Source organism: Acetobacter senegalensis (genome assembly GCF_001580995.1).
Taxonomy (GTDB): Bacteria; Pseudomonadota; Alphaproteobacteria; order Acetobacterales; family Acetobacteraceae; genus Acetobacter; species Acetobacter senegalensis.
Genome location: NZ_LHZU01000129.1, coordinates 28783 through 49085, shown reverse-complemented (window position 1 = coordinate 49085; position 20303 = coordinate 28783). Strand labels below are relative to the sequence as shown.

Annotated in this window: 17 protein-coding genes; 7 read left to right on the top strand and 10 right to left on the bottom strand. The window is 55.5% G+C overall.

Annotated elements, in window-relative coordinates; translation table 11 throughout:
- Positions 1-178: 178 nt before the first annotated feature.
- Complete coding sequence (gene poxB, locus AD948_RS08825) at positions 179-1915, bottom strand: ubiquinone-dependent pyruvate dehydrogenase (protein ID WP_061471522.1); 1737 nt, start codon at positions 1913-1915, stop codon at positions 179-181.
- Positions 1916-2700: 785 nt separating this feature from the next.
- Between poxB and AD948_RS08820 the strand changes: the two genes are divergently transcribed.
- Together AD948_RS08820 and AD948_RS08815 are read left to right on the top strand one after the other, a co-directional pair.
- A complete protein-coding gene (locus tag AD948_RS08820; RefSeq protein WP_156478996.1) occupies positions 2701-4227 on the top strand; it encodes an alginate export family protein in 1527 nt (508 codons plus the stop codon).
- An 86-nt stretch (positions 4228-4313) separates the two neighbouring features.
- Positions 4314-5672: an amino acid permease gene (locus AD948_RS08815; RefSeq protein WP_061471521.1), complete on the top strand. Its 1359-nt coding sequence runs from the start codon at positions 4314-4316 to the stop codon at positions 5670-5672.
- Here the strand turns inward: AD948_RS08815 and AD948_RS08810 are convergent, their stop codons facing one another.
- The 5 genes from AD948_RS08810 to AD948_RS08790 all read right to left on the bottom strand — a co-directional run bounded on the left by AD948_RS08810 (position 5673) and on the right by AD948_RS08790 (position 9290).
- Positions 5673-6503 carry a class I SAM-dependent methyltransferase gene (locus AD948_RS08810; RefSeq protein WP_169797403.1) on the bottom strand — a complete coding sequence of 277 codons (831 nt, stop codon included), beginning with the start codon at positions 6501-6503 and terminating at the stop codon, positions 5673-5675. It lies immediately after the preceding gene.
- A 52-nt stretch (positions 6504-6555) separates the two neighbouring features.
- Complete coding sequence (locus AD948_RS08805) at positions 6556-6993, bottom strand: cupin domain-containing protein (RefSeq protein WP_061471519.1); 438 nt, start codon at positions 6991-6993, stop codon at positions 6556-6558.
- Positions 6990-7637, bottom strand: coding sequence for a cupin domain-containing protein (locus AD948_RS08800; RefSeq protein WP_248845972.1), 648 nt, complete (start codon positions 7635-7637; stop codon positions 6990-6992). Before AD948_RS08800 ends, AD948_RS08805 begins: the two co-directional genes overlap by 4 nt.
- An 11-nt stretch (positions 7638-7648) precedes the next feature.
- The gene (locus AD948_RS08795) at positions 7649-8230 is read right to left on the bottom strand and encodes a hypothetical protein (RefSeq protein WP_156478995.1); all 582 of its coding nucleotides are present in this window, start codon (positions 8228-8230) and stop codon (positions 7649-7651) included.
- 376 nt (positions 8231-8606) lie between these two features.
- Positions 8607-9290, bottom strand: a complete 684-nt coding sequence (locus AD948_RS08790) for a YoaK family protein (RefSeq protein WP_039905264.1) — start codon at positions 9288-9290, stop codon at positions 8607-8609.
- Positions 9291-9573: 283 nt separating this feature from the next.
- Here AD948_RS08790 and AD948_RS08785 point away from each other — a divergent pair, with 283 nt between their 5' ends.
- Entirely contained in the window at positions 9574-10077 is a 504-nt protein-coding gene (locus AD948_RS08785) for a GlcG/HbpS family heme-binding protein (protein WP_408736062.1), read from the top strand.
- Positions 10078-10363: 286 nt separating this feature from the next.
- Here the strand turns inward: AD948_RS08785 and putA are convergent, their stop codons facing one another.
- Positions 10364-13999 (bottom strand): bifunctional proline dehydrogenase/L-glutamate gamma-semialdehyde dehydrogenase PutA, encoded by a 3636-nt coding sequence (gene putA / locus AD948_RS08780; protein ID WP_061471516.1) that lies wholly within the window; start codon positions 13997-13999, stop codon positions 10364-10366.
- A gap of 283 nt (positions 14000-14282) precedes the next feature.
- Positions 14283-14987, bottom strand: a complete 705-nt coding sequence (locus AD948_RS08775; protein WP_058988474.1) for a GntR family transcriptional regulator — start codon at positions 14985-14987, stop codon at positions 14283-14285.
- 603 nt (positions 14988-15590) lie between these two features.
- On the opposite strand from AD948_RS08775, the gene AD948_RS08765 reads away from it, so the two are divergent.
- A complete protein-coding gene (locus AD948_RS08765; protein ID WP_006560090.1) occupies positions 15591-16040 on the top strand; it encodes a DUF2501 domain-containing protein in 450 nt (149 codons plus the stop codon).
- A 234-nt stretch (positions 16041-16274) separates the two neighbouring features.
- Positions 16275-18200, top strand: coding sequence for an acetate--CoA ligase (gene acs, locus AD948_RS08760; RefSeq protein ID WP_082782377.1), 1926 nt, complete (start codon positions 16275-16277; stop codon positions 18198-18200).
- A gap of 96 nt (positions 18201-18296) precedes the next feature.
- Here the strand turns inward: acs and AD948_RS08755 are convergent, their stop codons facing one another.
- On the bottom strand, positions 18297-18749 hold the full coding sequence (locus tag AD948_RS08755; RefSeq protein ID WP_061471514.1) for a CHRD domain-containing protein: 453 nt from the start codon (positions 18747-18749) through the stop codon (positions 18297-18299).
- Positions 18750-18916: 167 nt separating this feature from the next.
- Positions 18917-19168, bottom strand: a complete 252-nt coding sequence (locus tag AD948_RS08750; protein ID WP_006559251.1) for a DUF1653 domain-containing protein — start codon at positions 19166-19168, stop codon at positions 18917-18919.
- A 40-nt stretch (positions 19169-19208) separates the two neighbouring features.
- Between AD948_RS08750 and AD948_RS08745 the strand changes: the two genes are divergently transcribed.
- Together AD948_RS08745 and AD948_RS08740 are read left to right on the top strand one after the other, a co-directional pair.
- Positions 19209-19775 carry a hypothetical protein gene (locus AD948_RS08745; RefSeq protein WP_061471513.1) on the top strand — a complete coding sequence of 189 codons (567 nt, stop codon included), beginning with the start codon at positions 19209-19211 and terminating at the stop codon, positions 19773-19775.
- A gap of 45 nt (positions 19776-19820) precedes the next feature.
- On the top strand, positions 19821-20120 hold the full coding sequence (locus AD948_RS08740; protein ID WP_061471512.1) for a hypothetical protein: 300 nt from the start codon (positions 19821-19823) through the stop codon (positions 20118-20120).
- Positions 20121-20303: the final 183 nt, after the last annotated feature.

Below are 20303 nucleotides of genomic sequence, written 5' to 3'. Positions count from 1 at the left end.
GGCAAGGGGCGACGCCAACCGGAGGCAGTGGCAGTGGCAGTGGCAGAGGAAGAGGCTCCATTATCGGGACGCTTCACGCTTGCCTGCGGTTTTTCCCCTAGGTGTCGGAGAGAGGAGGGATAGCCTGATCTGCGGGCATATCCCTCATGGTCTAAGAAAAGCTGATTGCTAAAACCCGTTACCGCAGAAATGGAATATTGGTTTTGGCGACATCAATAATCTCATCACCCCGACCGTTCATGATGGCTTTGAGAGCGTAAAGACTGAAGCCGGTAATCTGGGATTTTTCAATTTTGGGTGGCATGGCCAGTTCCTGCGTGTTGGTGACGGCATCCAGCACGGCAGGGCCGGGGTGGTTGAGGATGTTGTCCACAGCAGCGGGCAATTCGGCGGGGGTTTCTGCCCGCACAGCATGAATGCCCATGGCACGGCACATGGCGGCAAAATCCGGGTTCTGCAGGGACACGCCTGTTTCCAGGTATCCGGCCGCTTTCATTTCCATAGCCACAAAGCCAAGAGTGCCATTATTGTAAATAATAAGTTTAATCGGAAGTTTTTCCTGAACCAGTGTCAGAAGGTCTCCCATCAACATGGTAAAACCACCATCACCTGAGAGGCTGATAATCTGACGGTTGGGTTGCGCCACCTGTGCCCCAATGGCCTGCGGTAGGGCGTTGGCCATGGACCCATGGACAAAGGACCCCATCAACCGTCGCTGTCCATTCATTTTCAGATAGCGCGCAGCCCACACCGTAGGGGTGCCGACATCTGCCGTGAAAATGGCGTCACGTGTTGCGGTTTCATTGATCAGACGGGTGAGATATTGCGGGTGGATGGGTTTTTTGGTGCCGCCAGTTGCCAGATCATCCAGTCCCTGACGTGCTTTTTTGTAAAGTTCCAGACATTTATCCAGATGGGTGCGGTCGGTGCGGGCCGTCAGCCGAGGCAACAGCGCGGTCAAGGTGTGTTTCACATCCCCCACCAGACCAAGGGCGAGGGGGCAGCGTCGGCCAAGCTGCTGGGGCCGAATATCAATCTGCGCGATCTTTGCGTCTTCCGGATAGAACTGGCGGTAAGGGAAGTCCGTGCCCAGCATCAGCACGACATCAGCGGCCAGCAGCGAATGATAACCGGAGGAGAACCCGATCAGTCCTGTCATGCCCACATCGTACGGGTTGTCATATTCCACATGTTCCTTCCCACCGAGGGCGTGGACAATGGGGGCCTTGAGGGTCTCGGCCAGCCGGATGAGTTCGGCATGGGCACCAGCGCAGCCGCGCCCGGCCAGAATGGTAATGCGCTTTCCGCTTTTCAGAAGATCTATCAAAGCGGTCAGATCGTCTTCTGGCGGAACAACAACCGGCTCTTTAGGCAGCAGGGCTATTTTTTCGGAAATAACGGTATTAACCGCCGCCTTCAGCGCCACATCTCCCGGGATGGCAATTACCGCTACCCCTTTTTGACCCACTGCGGCGCGAATGGCGGCTTCAACCACGCGCGGGGCCTGCTCGGGTGAGGAAATGGTTTCACAATAATGGCTGCATTCACGGAAGAGGGCTTCTGGCCGGGTTTCCTGAAAATAGCCCGATCCAATCTCCGGGCTGGGAATTTGGGCTGCAATGGCCAGAACCGGCATGCGGGAGCGGTGGGCATCATACAGTCCATTGATCAGATGCAGGTTGCCCGGCCCGCATGAGCCTGCGCAAACAGCCAGCTTGCCGGTAACATGCGCCGCGCCGGCAGCGGCAAAGGCGGCAACTTCTTCATGCCGGACATGGACCCAGCGGATGGTCTTGCGTTTGAGCAGGCTGTCCGTAATGCCGTTCAGGCTGTCGCCCACCACGCCATAAATAGAGTCGACACCAGCCTGTTCGAGCGTTTGTACCAGAATATCCGCAACATTGGGTTTCGCCATACTCTTCAGTCCTTAGTCCATAGAAGGGGGTAATGCTTCTAGAAGCCCTCCGGCTGAAGGAGGTTCCCTGCGGATGGGGATGGTTGATCGGCATCCTTGGGTGCGCGCCTCAGCGTGGCCAGGAACATAAGGCCAGATATGGTGCATAACCATTTATTACGAAGAAGAAATACTTGTACAGTTTGGCAAGCGGGGTCTGAAGGCGTTCATTTTAAAAATCGGGAAAAATCGAGCGTGCAGAGAGGCAGCGCTGATTTTGGCGAAGGAATTAAAAGTAACTTATTGTTTTGAAATGGTTATAAAGGAAAAATGACAAAAATGTCATCAATAACGATTCTGTGATCACGGGTTTGTGTTTAAAAAATTAAACAGCTACCCTTTCCCGGTTTTTGCATGGGGTGCCCCCTGTTATAAATAATGAGAAAGTTGATAAGAATGGAGGCAGAAAATAGCGGTTTTCTGCCGGATATTAGAGGATGCGCCCCACCTTTAACGTTGCTTGGGTGACATGTTTTTATTACGTTATTTTAGAAATAATATGGTTTTTATAGTAATGAGATGGATAATTTTCGGAAAGAGTTTGGGTTGAAAATATTATATTATAATGTAAATTTTATAACATATTCGAGATTATCAGGGTCTCGGAATGCTGCGGGCCATATGGCTCAGGGCCAATAATCCTGATGGTACACTGCCCATAAAGGATATTTGGCCCTCCACTATGGGAGAAGGGCGTTATGTCCATTGTCTGTATCTTGCGATATGCCGGATGGCGCTGAGCCGACATGCGTTTCTGTGTCTATCCGCTTGTTCTGTTTTGCTGCGCCACGGTTTTGGCCTCTCCCGCATGCGCTGAAAAAACGCTGGTGTCTGTCAAAGATATAACGATCGAAGGTGGTCTGGATATCGGCGGTTCAGCTTTCTACCTTCCCAATGTCAATTTTGGCGCAGGCTCTTATGCACCGCGTTCGGGAGGCCGCTATAACAGGGCGCAAAGCCCGACTTATGGTGAATTATATGGCAAGCCCATTCTCTCCGGGCGCTGGGATCTGGGGCAGGGCGTGGCCATTATTGGCAAGGCTTCTGCGCTGGGAGCCGCTACTCTGGGGCATGGGGATGCACAGGAAGTCTCTCAGACATCCGGAACCCCACGTTCCATTTATCTGGAAGAAGCGAATATCGGCGTGACCTTGCCTGTCCATCTGGCAGGTAAAAGCCAGCAGCTTACCGTGTTGGGGGGACGGCAGGCCTTTGCTGTGGATGATGGCTTTCTGATCGGGAAAGGCACCTACAGCGCGGGCAGCCGTGGCGCATGGTGGTATGCGCCACGCTTTGCCTTCTCCGGGCCCGGTGTCATCAAACTGGAAGGCAATCCGGTGCGGGCGGATATCTTCATGCTGGAAAGCAATGCGGATAACGATATCGACTGGGGCAATGACAGGCCAAAAACCAAATTTGTCGGGTTCGATGTCAGTTGGTTTCGCAATACGCCGGGTGGCCATGGGGAAAGCACCTACGCTGATCGGGCGGCTTACGTCACGCTGACCTATTTCCATGTGCGGGATGCCGATACGTCTTCCCATTATGATTATTCAGCCCGTGGCGATCGTAATGGCATGAACGTGGCCTCGCTCAGTTGGGGCGGTGCCCTGGTTCCATTCAGGCCATTGGGGATTTCAAAAAACTTCACGTTTTATGGAAGCTTTGTGTCTGAACAGAACAGTCACGCAGGCAATGGCTATAAATCGGTTGAAGCCTACGGCATGTATTTTGAGCCCGGTTACAGGTTCACCATGCTACCCTGGCAGCCGCAGATCTTTTACCGCTACACGCGCTATGGTGGGAATAAGAACCCTAACGGAACGGTCAAGCACAGCTATGATACGTTCTTCCTGTATGATGGAAAGCGCTACACGTATGGCGGATACTGGCCGGGTGAAATTGTCGGCATGTATCTCGCTCCGCTCTCTGATCTGGAAGTGCATCAGCTTGATCTCACGGCCACGCCTCCGGTGCATCTGCTCAACAAGGGGGACAACCTGAAGCTGGGGCTGCATTACTATGATCTGTCCTTGCTTTATCCTTCAGGCGTGGGCCTGAAATCGGTGGGTCGCCATATTTCTGATGAGCTGGATGTTACGGCTGAATACACCATGAATGCCACAACATCCGCCGCATTGGCGGGCGGTGTTGCGTTTGCCGGACCATCAGGCCGGGCGTTGGCCCATGCGGGTGTGCCGGGCGGCTATCCGGTACCAGATATTGGCCACCATGCCGGAATTATAGAGGCGTATTTTTACAAACACTTCTGAAAGACTTATCTACCAACAGGAATTAGTAGTTTTTTTCGTCAGGCTAACGATTCACAATAGCAACGACACGAAAGGATGCCATGCACATGGTTGAACAGGACAGCACTCCAACCACAACATCAGCCGCGGGTTTACGGAATCGCCATATCGCGATGATCGCTCTCGGAGGGGTTATTGGTGCGGGGCTGTTTGTCGGGAGCGGGGCCGCCATAGCGGCCACGGGCCCAGCCGTGCTGCTGGCTTTTCTGGCTGTGGGTGCGCTGGTCATTCTGGTTATGCGCATGCTGGGGGAAATGGTGGTAGCCAGCCCCGGGCGCGGCTCCTTTGTTGAATACATCCGCACCGCGTGCGGAGACCGCGCAGGGTTTACCGCCGGTTGGCTCTACTGGTTCTTCTGGGTTGTGGTGCTGGGCAGTGAAGCCATAGCGGGTGCCATAGTGATACAGGACTGGGTCAGGCTGCCGGTGTGGGTGCTGGCGATTGGCCTGATTATTGTGCTCAAGCTGATCAACTTTGCAGCCCCACGGGTGTTTGGGGAGTGCGAATTCTGGCTCTCTCTGGTCAAGGTTGTCAGCATTATCGCCTTCGTTCTGGTGGCCGGGCTGTATGTGTTGCATCTGTTCGGACCCGGTACCGCTCCCATCCAGAATTTTGTCGGGCATGGTGGTTTTTTCCCGCATGGGTTTGTGGCTGTTCTGTCCATTATTCCCACAATTCTGTTCACCATGATGGGTTCGGAAATTGCCACGGTTGCGGCCGCTGAATCACCAGAGCCGGGGAAGAACGTGGCACGTGTCACACGCAGCATCGGCACGCGTGTGACACTGTTCTATCTTTTGTCTGTCACCATGATTCTGATGGTGGTGCCATGGACCAGCATTGTTCCCGGCAAGTCCCCGTTTGTTACGGCCATGGATGCCATGGGTATTCCCGGTGCAGGCCTTCTGATGCGGATTGTGGTGCTGAGCGCCATTGTCTCCTGCCTGAACTCCAGCATGTACATCACCTCCCGTATTCTGACTGAACTTGCGGCCAGTGGGGATGCTCCGTCTTCTCTGGTGCGGCAATCAACTGCGGATGCACCGCGTATGGCCATTGTGGTCAGCAGTGTGGCGGGAACATTGGTGGCGTTTTCTTCCATTCTCGCGCCAGATACTATTTTCGCTTTTCTGCTCAGTTGCAGTGGGGGTGTTATTCTGGTGGTGTATTCCATGATTGTGGCGGCCTACATCAAGGCCAGAAGCGCAGCCCAGCAAGCGGGTGATACGGAAGGCTACACCATCCCGTTTTTTCCGTATTGCAACTATGTAGCGCTGATTGCCGTGGTGTTTGTATTTCTGGCCATGCTGCTGAACCCCGCAGAACGGATGACAGCTGTTGCCAGTATTGGTACATCGGTTGTGTGCTACGCGCTGGCCTCTTTTCGCGCCGGGCGTCGGGCCTGATCAGAGGGGGCTTGATCGTAAAACGGGATTGGGCGGCCTGCGCGCCATATAGAGCGCGGTCATGAACCGCCGCTCCACCGTACCGCCAAATTCATGGTCTACTAGCTGAGCCAAGGCATTCAGGAAGGTCTTTTTTAGAACCGCCTCAGCCGTGATAACTTGCGAGAAGGTTGCCGCAAGCGCACAGACTTGTGCCGCTGTCATGGTGATACTCCACCGCAGTAAACTTGTTTCCATGTCCTGAAATCCTGCCGCCTCAAGGTCGGACAGGCGTGCCGAGCGGTCCAGTGCAAAGGGAAGTTGGCCCTGTTGCCAGCTCTGGCTGTCCCCCAGTTGGGCAAACAGCGGACTGGCTTTCTGATGAAAGGCATCGGGCTCATCCGGGTCACCAAATACATTCCACCACATGGCCCACCACCCACCGGGTTTGAGAGCCTGATAAACTTTGCCTAAAGCGTCTGTCTGCGGCAGCCAGTGAAAGGCTGTTGCTGCAATGCCCAGATCATATCGGCCTGTTTCAATGGGCGCGTCCTCCCAGGAGGAGGGAACCACAGACAGCTCCGGAGCCCTCGGGGCAAGATGACCTTCAAGGTAGGCGCATAGCCGCGTGTCTGGCTCAATCGCTTTCAGTTCCGCAGGCATATGCGCCAGTAGGGTGCGTGTTGCCTGCCCCGTTCCCGGCCCAATTTCAAAAATGTGCGCTCCAGAGAGAGGCACGTGCGCCATGAGCTGATCGTAAACCGTAGCGGGGTAGGGAGGGCGTGCGTTTTGGTAGGCGGCGGTATCCTCGCCAAATGATGTACGTTTCTTCTGGAGCGAGACAGTTTTCATAAAAATCATCCCATGGGCCAGATTATTGCTTGAAATTAGGTAACTGGTTTCTTCATCGTTTTCCTGTCTGCACATAATCTGACGGTTGGAATGGTGGGGCCGTGAGCGCGTAAAAGCTGAGCATACTATCCGGTGCTGCTGCAATGCGGTGTCGGCTGCCGGCAAGAAGGCGCACAATGTCTCCCGCTTTTACTGTGTGGGGAACGCCTTCCAGCCAAACCGTGCCATGGCCTTCATGGATCAGAAAAAACTCTTCGGCAGTTTTGTTGTAGCTTTCCGGATAGGCAATGCCGGGTTTAAGCGTGAACAAGGCCACGCTCAGTCTGTTTGATGAAAGGGGCGCATTTCGTCCCACCAGTTCTTTCAGGCTGCTTCCAGCCGAGGGTGTGACTGCTGGCACCTGGGCGGGTGTGAGTGTCTGGGCATGTGCAGATATGCCGGAAAAAGCCGTCAGCACCGGGATGAGAACAACAGAAACCAGTATCTTCATGGTGTGGGGGCTTTCTCACGGGTTAACGCCAGAATGTCTTTGGCCGCAGCAGGATACAGGCGGGAAAGTTGCGTGCGTTCTCCGGCTTCAAAATCATCCGGTATAAAGCCGGGCGCCATTGTGGTGCCTGCAAAGGCCCACCCCAAGGGGCCTTCCGGGGTCGAGCCCTGCCACACACCTTCCGGCACAACAAAGGCGGGGTTTTCTGAATTCAATATTACCCGCTTGATGCTGCCATCGGGGTAAAGCAGAAGCAGATGAATGGAATCTCCTTTGTAAAAATGCCAGATCTCGGCAGTTTTTAAGCGATGCAGGGCTGAAAATCCGCTTCGGGTTTCCAGTAACAGAATGGCTGTTGAGATAGGGTGTGTAACGCCTGCATAGCGGGCAGGCAGTACTGCCCCGGGAATGGTTTCCGGTGTTCTTTGCAATTGGGAGAACCATCCGCCTTCAACGGGGATTGGCAGCATGTGATAATGCGTAATCAAACGTTGCGCCTCTGGCGGCATGGAAAAGGCAGTTTCCGCCCCTGCGGTGCAAGGTGAGTGACCCAGAAAGATGGTGAGTGTAGCCGCAAGGGCGCGCAACTTTTGCAAAGAAGGAGAAAAGCGCCGCAGGGATCGTCTTGTGCCAAGTGTTTTCATGTCACGCACCATCACTCTTTATGGTCGGTGGAAGTGCAGGGAGTGCTTTGCAAACGATACTGGGCAAACAATTTTTTGAGGACTGATCCGGACGACATGGTGAAAATCTCCCATGTCAAATGGTCTCCCTGCTTGCGCCACTGATTCAGGAAAGTCTGTTGCGGGTAATGATATACGATGTCAAAACCATCAGGTAGTGTGGTGCCGCTGCCTGTAACGGCAAATGTTCCGCCAAAGCTATCGGCCCAGAATGCACTGACTGGGTGTTGTGCATTTGGATGAGGAGCAGTTTCAGGGCCTGCACCGAACAGAAGATGCGCTGCATAACGATCTGATTTATCATTCTTGGCGGTGCTGGTTGCATCAATCGCCAGCATCGCGCCAAGCACTATTGGCTTGGCTGCCAGGTGAATCCACACGGGCTTTTCCATAACAGTCCCGTCGCCTTGCCAGCAGCCGGAAAGACCCTGCACCTGTGACGGAACGGGCGATGTTCCGGCCTCTGCTGCCTCACAGCGTGTTGCTGCTCCTGAGAGGACACAGCACAAAGCCAGAAAGCCGTATCTCTCTGCGATCGCTTGCCAGATCATCACGCCCTGACTTTTCCGCTATATTGTTACGATAGAATTATCACCTCGATGCGTGGGGAGCGCAAGCCGTAAGGCAAAACCGTTTGAAGAGAGTATTCCCTTTGTGCCTGTAGGGGCGGGCGGACTTTCTTTGCAGAGGCCTCCACCCGACGCATCCTTGTTAGCCTTCTGTTTCTGACTTTTAGAGGCTGTTCTGAACAAGCAGTTCAGGGAAGGGGAGTTTGAAAGACTGACGGATGGATTTGAAGACGAGATGCGGGGCCATCGGGATGCAAATCCCACACAGTCACCCGCTGAAAATGCGCCAGATCAAGCTGATAGATTTTTAGGCTGACTGCTACACTTTACGTCCGGCCTGTCAGGCTCTTACCCACTCCATTTAGTGAATGGTCAGACTGTCCAGACGCACCAGCAGGCCGTGTTCGCGCAGATAAAGCAGCGTTCCTGCTGAAAGAATGGTCGCCCCGGCAATGGCGATGGACAGGGATATGCTGTGGCTGGAAACCAACGTGCCGATAACGGCGCCCACAAACAGGCTGCCGATGGCGGCCAACCTGCGCCATGTGCCGGGATTGGAGCCTCCGGCAATACTGCTGTTGTGGGCCAGACCATGCAGCAGCATGGTGGCGGCAGGCAGGCTCATGTCCGCTACTCTGGCGTGCCGCGTGGCGGAGGTTTGCATGCCCATGGCAAAAGCCAGCAGGCCGAGTGTGATGTAGGTACGGCCCGGTGGATTGGCCGCCCAGACCAAAGCGGTCAGCCCCACCAGCAGACCAACACGCAACAGGATATCCCCCACAGCGTAGCGAACCGTGCGGTCCCTTCGGGTAAGGCGTCCACCCGTAACGGCCCCCAGAAGATAGAGGCCAATTGCTTCAAAGCCGGACAGTACCACCGTTTCCGATGTCGCAATATGCACCGCCATGAGCAGGATGGTCGCTGTCATGTAACCAGCAAAGATTTTCAGGTGCAGCAGGGATACGGCATCAAGCATGCCCATGGCCATGGTTACCAAGATAATGGCGGCAACCAGTCGGGGGTCGTGGCCTGCGCGGGTGGTCATGAAATCTCCGGACAATAAAGTGGTGGATAAAGAGGGATAAGGGGTCTCATATCATTTTTTCACGTTTTTGTGTGGTTCTGTTGTCAAGGCTCCTATGGGGCTGTTGCACGGCTTTTTGCATGCCGATCTTGAGCAGGAAACGGTGGATGAGAAAAGAAGTTTGTCTGCTCTTGCATTTTTGATTTGCGGGCGTTTCTCCCCCTGTCACACCGTTCTTTGGTATAATGGCAGCAGGAGTGCGAAAATCATGTTTTACAAGCCCGCAGGTTTTATCGCGTCAGTAATGTGCGCGGGTATGATGGTGGCGGGGGCGTGGCATTCGGTGGCCTGTGCGCAAAGCCATATTGTATCCTTGCAAAAACTGGATTGGTCCACCGCAGAGCATCTTGCGGCGGAAGCCGTGCGGGTGTGTCAGGCACAGGGATATTCCGTAACGGCGACGGTGGTGGACACCACGGGGCATCAGCAGGTTGTTATTAAAGGCGATACGGTGCCGTTGCAGTCGCTCTCGGTCTCCTATCGCAAAGCTTATACGGCTTATTCGTACGGGCTGGCGTTTAACAAGAACACAACTAGCGAACTGATTGCCGCCAAAGTGACAGGACCTGCCAACGGGGCACTGAACACCATTCCGGAAGTTCTGTTTGTTCCGGGCGGTGTAACATTGCGCACGGCATCTGGTGGCACAGTTCTGGGTGGTCTTGGCGTGTCTGGCGCACCGGGTGGTGATAAGGATGAAGCCTGTGCTCTGGCGGCGGTCAAAAAATTTCAAGCCGATTTTCAGTAGAGGCAGTTTTAAGAAAAAAGAGGTCAGGCCCTGAGGGAACAAGAAGAATCATGGCCGGAGATGGTAATTCTTTATCAGGGCAGCAGATGGAGAAGGCTGCTTCTTGCAGGAAGGCGCTTTGAGAAGCCTCCCCGGTTATTCACACAGCCTGCAAAGAGGCAGAGAACTTTCTCTCTTGTTAAAACCCGTCCGGCAAAAGATTGTTATGCCCAACTGGGCTCAAGGCACGCTGAGATACAGGAAGGAACTGCCTGTATCTCAGCTTTGGCTTGATGGTGGCTGCTGGTTAACCGAGTGTCATCAGGCTGGCATTTCCTCCAGCAGCCGTTGTGTTGATGCTGCGGGATTGTTCTTCCAACACACATTCAGCAGAGGGAAGGCCGTTGCCCGTAATCCACGCTGAAGCGATGGGGGCGGTGCTATTCGCCAGAGCCTGCCGGGCCGCAGCAAAGGCGGCATCATCACGTTCGCTTAACACGATGGCGCAAGGTTCCGCAGTGGCGCTTGCCACCAGTTTTACCTTGGCGCGGATGGCTTCGGGCAGGCTGACGTACCAGCTTGCAATGGATTCATCTGCCAGAATGAGCGCCGTATTTCCGCCGCTGAGAGTGAGAGAAATCTGATCATACAAGCCTGCCTTAGTGGCTGGAATACAGAGCACATTGCCGCGCGGCGCAAGATTGTAGAGGTTTTTCTCCCCAACAGGGCCGGGGAGGGCGGTCTCACCCTCCACCAGTGGCTGACGGGCGAGAGCCGCAGCCGTTCGGGCGGAAGTGCTTTCTCCCTGCTCACGGAGCCAGTCAGTCCATGCTGTCATGGCGGCGGGCACACGGCCTCGCACCAGTTGCGGAACGGTGGGGGCCTGAGCCAGCAGGCGGCGCAGAATCAACGGACCGCCAGCTTTGGGGCCGGTGCCAGAAAGCCCACGTCCACCGAAGGGCTGCACGCCAACCACAGCGCCAATGGTGTTGCGGTTTACATACAGATTGCCCGCGTCCACACGGGACAGAACATGCTGAACGGTCGATTCAATGCGGGTGTGCAGACCAAAGGTTAGGCCGTACCCTGTTGCATTGATATCGGCCAGAAGCTGATCCAGCCCACTGCGGGAATAACGCAGTACGTGCAGCACGGGGCCGAACACCTCCGCGCCCATTTCCCGCACCGAGTTGATTTCAATCACTGTAGGGGGCACAAAGCTGCCATTGGAACAGGCTTCCGGCGTAGAGAGAGCAAAAACCGGTGCCTTTTTCTGACGGAAGCTTTCAATATGTTTGCTTATCCCCTCAGCAGCTTCTGCCGTAATCACCGGGCCAACATCGGTTGAAAGCAGGGCCGGGTTGCCCATGCGCAACTCGCGCATGGCACCGCGCAACATGGTCAGAATATGGTCCGCGCAGTCTTCCTGAACACATAGCAGACGCAGGGCGGAGCAGCGCTGGCCTGCGCTGTCAAAAGCGGAAGCCACAACATCGGCCACAACCTGCTCTGCTAATGCCGTGGAATCGACAATCATAGCGTTCTGGCCGCCAGTTTCCGCAATAAGCGGCACGGGCTGGCCCGTATGGGTGCGGCGGGTTTCAAGCTGACGATTAATGGCCTGCGCAACCATGGTGGAGCCGGTGAACATCACGCCCGCAACGCGATCATCCCCCACCAGCGCTGCGCCAATGTCTCCTTCTCCCGTCAGGAGTTGCAGCGCGCCAGCGGGCACGCCTGCTTCGTGCAGGATGCCAACGGCCAATGCGGCAATCAGGGGCGTTTCTTCAGCCGGTTTGGCCAATACCACGTTGCCAGCGGCGAGTGCTGCGGCAATCTGCCCGGTGAAAATGGCTAACGGAAAATTCCAGGGGCTGATGCACGCTACGGTGCCAAGAGGCACATGGGTGCTGTTATCAAAGTCCCGGCGTATGAGTGCGCCATAATAGCGGAGAAAATCGACCGCTTCACGCACTTCCGCAATGCCGTTGGGCAGGGATTTACCAGCTTCACGGGATAGCAGAGCCAGCAGTTCATCCTGCCGGGCCTCCAGCAGGTCAGAGGCTTTTTCCAGAATGTCCGCGCGGATGGCGGGAGAGGTGCTCGCCCAGTCAGCCTTGGTTTTTTCCGCAGCTGTAACAGCTTTTTTGACAACAGCCGGTGTAGCCAGCACCACCGTGCCAACCACGTCCTGACGGTTGGCAGGATTGGTAACGGGGGCCGCAGTCCCTTTGGGCTTCTGGCCGACGATGATGGGACCCGCTGTCCATGTTTCAGGTGCGTTTTTCAATCCCTCAGCAAGGGTTGCAAGAACCTGATCGTCCGCCAGATCTGTGCCAGCGGAGTTGCGACGTTCTGCACCAAACAGATCTGCCGGTTTACGGATTTCGGAATGGGGCGCGCCGTAGGGTGTGAAGCTGCGTGCTACTTCAAGCGGATCTTCCACCAAGGCGGAAACCGGAATGTTTTCATCACCAATCTGGTTCACAAAGGAAGAGTTGGCCCCGTTTTCCAAAAGGCGACGCACAAGATAAGCCAGTAGTGTTTCATGTGTGCCGACAGGTGCATAGATCCGTGCGGGGCGCCCCAGTTTTTCTGCCCCGACAACCTGCTTGTAAAGAGGTTCGCCCATGCCATGCAGGCATTGGAACTCATATGACCCAATCTCAAACTTTTCACCTGCGAGAGTATAGATGGTGGAAAGCGTGCGGGCATTATGGGTGGCAAATTGCGGGAAGATGACATCCCGTGCGGTCAACAGTTTGCGGGCGCAGGCAATGTAGCTGATATCTGTGTGGCTCTTGCGGGTATAAACCGGGAAATCAGATAGGCCATCGACCTGTGCTTTCTTGATTTCACTGTCCCAGTAAGCGCCTTTAACAAGCCGAACCATCAGCCTGCGGTTGGTGCGGCGTGCAAGGTCAATAATGAAGTCCAGCACGTATGGGCAGCGTTTGCCGTAAGCCTGCACCACAAAGCCAATGCCGTTCCAGCCTTCCAGGCCGGGGGTCTGGCAAAGCGCTTCCAGTAGATCAAGCGAGATATCCAGCCTTTCGCTTTCTTCCGCATCAATATTGATGCCAATGTCATAGCTGCGGGCAAGCAGGGTGAGTTCCTGCACAACAGCCAGCAGTTCTGTCATAACCCGTTCGCGTTGCGCGCGGGCGTAGCGCGGGTGCAGGGCGGAAAGCTTGATGGAAATGCCCGGGCGTTCATACACATTTGCGCCTTTGGCACTGCGGCCAATGGCATGAATGGCGTTGATGTAATCCTGCCGGTAACGGTTGGCGTCCTGTGCTGTGAACGCGGCTTCTCCCAACATGTCATAGGAATAGGAAAAACCGATCTCTTCCAGCTTTGTGCTGTTTTTGCGGGCCTGTTCAATGGTTTCGCCCAGCACGAACTGTTCGCCCATCAGGCGCATGGCGGCATCAACGGCTTTGCGGATAACCGGCTTGGTGGCGCGTTTTACAAAGCCCAGCAATGCAGTGGTCAGATCTTTCTCGTCCCGCTCGGCCACCAGTCTGCCTGTCAGCGCCAACCCCCAAGCCGCCGCATTGGCAAACAGCGGCCGACCGCGAGAGGCATGGGCCAGCCAGTTTCCCTCGCCAATCTTGTCCTGAATCAGAGCATCACGCGTGGCGGTGTCAGGAATACGCAGCAGGGCTTCGGCCAGACACATCAGGGCCACCCCTTCGGCAGAAGAAAGGGAGAATTCCTGTACCAGTGTTTCGACCAGGCCCGGGTTCCGTTCCGCCCGGAGCTTTTCAGCAAGGCGGGTCGCCAGAGCGGTGGTGGCGTGGCTTTCAGCGTCGGTCAGTGTTGCAGCGGGCGTGAGAGCCGTGACGCAGGCCGCTTCCGGCTTGCGAATAGCCTCAACAATAGCCTTGCGCAGGGGCGTGCGGGAAGAAAACGCGGGGGCGAAAGTGTCATACACTGACATGGGCTTCTATTCCGGCATGTGGAGTGCCTGCGCTTCCTGATCATTCCGAGACTCAGGAAGTTTTGGCTTCATAACGTTTTTCGTCCTTCGCATGATAATATATGATTTGCAAGATCATATATTACTTGTGAGGGCAGCAGTCTGCGCACGCCCTTTGTGCAAGGGCGCATCTGTCTGCGAAGGATGGAACGCGGGACCAGAAGAGACGGGAATAATCAGCCGTTACGAAAGGCCAGAAGAAGAGGAAACCACTCTATCAGTGCCAAGCCACCCGCTTGCGGGTTCAGCGGATTTTGGCCTGAGATTTCTTATTGCGGAATACTTTAACCGAGATATCGGCGGCATCCAGAATATGAATACGGGTCAGCCGTGCAGCCAGATCTGCATCTCGCGCCCGGCAGGCTTCCAGAATGGCGAGGTGTTCTTCATCCGTCGTGCTCTTACGGCCTTCAATTAGCAGATGGCCACGGATGTAGCGGTCCAGCTTGTTGTGCAGATCATCAATCATTTCAAGCAGGCGGGGTTTGCCTGCGGCGGCATAGATGGCGTTATGAAAGGCACGGTTCAGGGCACCGGACTTCACCGTGCCATCCGGGCCGCTTACACCTTCCACAAAGGCGTCATAGGCATCTTCTATGCGGGCCAGATCCACACGGGTCATGTTCCGCACGGCATCTCCCGCCGCCTGTTCTTCCAGCAGAGCGCGGATATGGGAATATTCAAGAATATCGGCTTCGTTCATACCCACCACGGTTGCTCCGCGGTTGGGCAGAAATGCCACCAGTCCTTCGGCTTCAAGATGTTTGAGGGCTTCCCTGACCGGGATGATACTGACGCCAAAACCGTTTGCCAGTTCAGACTGAGGTAAAGCCCGCCCTGCCTCCAGAGTGTCGTTCAGAATCGCCTTGCGCAAAGCCGCGCAAATGGTTTCTGACGCGGTGCCATGGCCTGCAAATTCCGTTTTGTTGAAAAGGCTAGCAGGTAGCATCCGTGGGGGGCTCCAAAAAATCGACCAGAAACATCTGATGGCATCATAGAGAGCGTCAGTCTGTTATGCCAACCCGTCTCGTCAGGAGAACGAAAATGCCTGTGGCAGATGACGCAGTAACCTGCCGGATGAACGTATCTGCTGGGCGATGATGGGCAGCGCAGGAAAAGTCGGTGGTCACTATATTGTGAACAGGCTGCCGGAGGCAGGGCGAACTGGTGGTGCGGGACGTTACTGCCAAGCCGCGTGCCGGGGTGGTGCAGGCAGGGTGTCAGCCCTCTATCTCTCCACGGGCCAGCCTTGCGCCCGCGTGGTTTCAGAACGCCATAAAAACCCGGAAAATGATGCTGGGCTCATTACGTTTTCCAGAAGTTGATGTTGTGGGAGCGGGGGGCTGTCCATCCGCAGGGCTTGCAAGGTTTTCTCTAGAGCAAAGGCGCAGGAGGGGAGAGAGGACTTGCATCGGGATGAAATGGGTAGGGAGGAGCGGAAAAAGCTGAGTGATATCTGAGGTCTGCCATGCTTGAGATGCGCAGAGGGCTGGCTTGATCTTTCTGTGGTTTGCAGGGCAGTTTGGCGCTTATTCCGCTAGGGAGATTCTGAATGAAACTGATTTCCGTACGTGCCCTGTCGGCGCTTGCTGTTACAACAATGCTGGCTGGCGCGCCTGTGTTTGCGCACGCTGCCGATACCCCCGCTCCGGTTTCCAAGGGTGGTGAACAGGCTGAAGCCGGTGGCAAAGGCGCTATCCAGACAGATGCCGATCTGTCCGGTTATGTGGGGTCCATCAATCCGGTTGAAGTGGCCGGGCTGCTGAACTACTGCACCCAGGGCAACTATGTTGACTATGATGATGGCTTCAAGGTGCTGCAGTCTTACAACCAGAAGACCAACGCCGTGCCGGATGGCCAGGAAGGCAACATGTATTACGCCCGTGGCACAGCCGGGCAGCTTCAGGCCAATGGCAAGACCTATTCCATTGCAACATCCAGCATTCCGGTGCGCCAGAAAACCTGCGCGGCAGTTCTGTCTCGCGCCAAGGCTGCACTGTAAGACACAGGTTCTCAGGTCTTTCCTGCGGGTTCAGGCCTTGTAGGGTAAGAGTTGTAAAAAGGGGGAAGGTCGGCTGCGCAAAGCAGTCGGCCTTTTTTCTTGTTATTATAAACCAAGTTTAATCTGGCCGTATCGGGCGGCATACCTTTCCCCAATCGCGTTAATGTGATGAAACCGTTTCGGCTTCGAACATTGGGTCTCGAGCGGCAAAACAAGAAGAAAGGGCGGGAGAACGTGTCAGACGCGTTTGTAACCCCCGGTGGCGCAACGCTGTCTGCCGGGCAATATGATGGCATGGTGCGGGAAGCGCACACAAATCCTGAAGCCTTCTGGCTCCAGCAGGCTCGCCGCCTGACATGGCAAACCCCGCCCACGCAGGCCTCCCGCTCGGACTTCACGCAGGATGTTCGGATAGAGTGGTATGCTGATGGATTTCTGAACGCTTCAGAAAACTGTCTGGACCGCCATGTGCGCACACAGCCGGAGAAAACGGCCCTGATCTGGGAAGGGCAGGAAGCCGGCCAGCGGGAAGTGTTGTCCTATCGGCACCTGTATGAGCGTGTCTGCCGGTTGGCCAATGTTCTGCGTAGGCTGGGTGTTAAAAAAGGGGACTGTGTCGCCATTCATCTGCCTATGGTGGCGGAAGGGATCATCGCCATGCTGGCGTGTGCCCGCGTGGGCGCTGTGCATGTGGTGCTGTTTGGCGGTTTCTCAGCCGAAGGATTGGCTGAACGTCTGACAGATAGCGCCGCCGTTGTGGTGCTGACGGCCGATGTGGCGCGCCGGGGTGGCAAGCGTATTCCCAGCAAGACGACAATGGATGACGCCATTGCACGGTGTGGCGCAGCCAGCGCTGTGCGGCATGTAATTGTGGTGCCTGTTACCGGGGCAGACGTGCCCATGCAGCCCGGGCGCGACCTGCGTTATGCGGAGGAAGTCGCGAAGGAAGCTGCAGATTGCCCGGCAGAGCGCATGAATGCTCTGGACCCACTGTTTCTGCTTTATACCTCTGGCAGTACCGGCCGTCCCAAAGGGTTGGTGCATGGCACGGGCGGCTACCTGACCTGGGCCGCATTTACCCACGCTGTGGTGTTTGACTACAAACCAGACGATATTTTCTGGTGTACAGCGGATGTCAGTTGGATTACCGGCCACACCTATGTGGTGTATGGCCCGTTGGCCAATGGCGCGACCATTATGGTGTATGAAGGTCTGCCGTCATGGCCGGAGCCGGGGCAGTGGTGGGATGTGATTGACCGGAACGGTGTGACTGTCTTTTACACGTCTCCCACGGTTGTAAGAGCGGCCATGCGTGAAGATGAAGCCGTTGTGCGGAGCCGTTCCCTCAAAAGCCTGCGGATTCTGGGAACAGTGGGCGAGCCGATCAGCCCGGAGGCATGGCACTGGTTCCATGATGAAGTGGGCAAAGGCCACTGCGCAGTGGTGGATACCTGGTGGCAGACTGAAACCGGCGGCGTGATGATTACGGCTGCGGCCGGATGTGTGGTTCCTCGCCCCGGTGCGGCTGCGCGGCCTTTGCCGGGCGTGGAGGCTGTGCTGCTGGATACGCAGGGCAAGGAAGTAGCGGGTGCGGGCGAAGGGCTTTTGTGCATGGCCCAATCCTGGCCGGGGCAGGCCATGTCCATCTGGGGGGATCATGACCGTTTCCGGCAGACTTACTTTACAACCTGTCCGGGCCATTACTTTACCGGGGACGGCGCACGGCGAGAGGAAGATGGGTATTACTGGATAACTGGCCGTGTGGATGATGTGGTCAATGTATCCGGGCACAGGATTGGCACGGCAGAAATTGAAGATGCCATAGCCACAGACCATGAAGTTGTGGAAAGTGCTGCCGTGGGCATCCCCCATGACCTGAAAGGGCAGGGGCTGGTGGTGTTTGTGGTGCCTCGAGAGCAGGATGTCTTTCATCCGTCCGCCGTCAACACCGCCGTGGCGGCAGGTGTGGGGCGCTATGCAGTGCCGGAAAAAATATATGTGGTGCGGGATCTGCCCAAAACCCGATCCGGCAAAATTGTACGGCGTTTGCTGCGTAAGATAGCATCGCATGATCTGGAAGGGCTGGGGGATCTGTCCACCCTGGCTGATCCGGATATTGTGGGTGAATTGATTGCTACCGTAAAAGCACAGGAAAGCTGAGACCCGGCCATTTTTTGTGCCCGGTTAGAGCACAGGAGATGAAAAAGGGGCCTGACACGGTGGTCAGGCCCCTTTCCTCCGTTTAGGAAACAGAGATTACTGGTGGCTGGATGCACCACCGGCAGGCGTAAGCTGTGCGCGCACTTCGCCATGCGGATGGGCTGCCGTGCCAAGGCTGACGTAAAGCTGGCCATTGCGATACTGCTCAATTTCATCCGCGCTGAGCGTGATGGTGCCGGTGAGCGGAGACGTGAACGGGCCTTTCAGCGGTTCCACTTTGTCTGCCGTATCAGTCAGTGATTTGGCAGCCAGAAGCTCAGCCGCCACAACCGGGCCTGAAAGGTTATTCCAGGTAATGGTGTAGCTGAGCAGATTGTTGCGCGTTTCAAGCGTGGCGCGCACGCCGCCCGTGGCTTCTGCACCGGCAGATTTCTGGGGAGCAAAATGGCCTTCTGATGAAATGGTTTCAGCGTGAGCCAGAACAGGCGAAAGAGCCAGAACACCAGTAAGAAGGGCTGCGCTAAAAGTAATAGTGCGTTTAGAAATCATGTTTCTCTCCTGATAAAAACTATAATGTCCTTACAGGCAATAAAAACGCACCCTTCCAGAAAAGGTTCCATCCTGAATTCAGGACTGTTTTTACACTCTTGTTGACTTGATCCGTTTTCTTGTTGGTGAAAAGAAAACGGATCATGAATAATGGTTTGTTTTCGTAATTATTTTGATGCGGTTTCTTCAATCAGGGCAAAGCGCGGAATGCCATCCACCTGTTCCTGCCACATGGCCAATGGCCGGACCCAGTAACTGCCAAGGGCTTCACTGCGGTAGGTGACAAGCCATTCTTCAGTCTCGCTGTGGCGTCCGACACAAAGAACGGTGTACAGTCCTCCTTTGTAATGTCGGTACAGGCCGGGCCGTGGATGTTCCGGCATGGTGGTGTCGATCGTATTTTGAGCGTGAGTATTCATGATAGACAGATGTTCCACAGCTTGCGGAGGGATCGCAACCTTGAACCGTTCTTTCATTCTGGGCCACGTGCTGGCGGGGGCGTTGCTGATAGCAGCTCCTTCTTTGGCGCACGCCGCAAAGCGGACCCACAGTACGGCACAGAAAGGGGGGGACCCCGTTATCCTGACGCACCAGCCTGGGAGTGGGTTGGATGCCGAGGCCCGTAAACTGAACACGGATGATCTGGCAGCAGCCGCACGGCACCATGAGACCCCGCTGATTTTGATTGGGTCTGCGCTTCTTTCCCCTGATGGCAAGAATATAGCGTTGTTCGTGCAGGTACAGTCGGCCAGCCTGTGTGGCTCGGCTGGTTGTTCAACGGACGTTTATCTGAAACGGGGGAATAGCTGGAGCAAAATTCTGGATTCCGTGAGCGGGCCCATCAGCCTGCTGTCCACAACGCATGGCGGCATGCGGGATATTCTGGTGGATAGTTCTGACCGCTGGATCTGGAAAAACGGAACCTATGTGGACACGTTGACTGCAACTGATCTGCCCGGCTTCAAAACGTCCATCAAACGGCATCAGGCGGAAATGCGCAAAAAAGGTCAGGCGGTGCCTCAATAGGCAAGGGTTGCCGGATGATGATTTATGCTGATGTGAAGGATCTTGATGCCTAGAAAAACGCCCTCTTCATCTGTACCCGGCAGTTTGAAGCAGACCCTTATCAAAACAGCCAGCACGGTAGCCCTGACCGTGCTGCTGATAGCCCTGCTGCGCGAATTGCTGAGAATCCTGCCGTGGCTTGATCAGGTCACTGGCCTTCACGCCGGAAGCAGCATTTTGCGGATTCTCGCTGCCGGAGGGGTGACACAACAGCAGCAGATGATCGCCGCAGGCCTGATATTTGTGTGTTTCGTGCTGGCCGTCGTGCTTGTGCGGATGGGCGAAAAGGTGTTTGCCCGCCGGTAAGGCGGCCTGAAAAATATGGCGGGAAGGTTAAAGGATTCGCTCCTGATCATCCTGCTCTTCAGGGCTGATATTTCTGGAGTGTCCTTTTTAACAGATATCTTTCCTCTTTGAATTTCTGGGCATCATGTTGCAGTTGCCCGTTCAAACGGTCCGCTGCGATGAACTGATGTTTCCGCAGTTTGC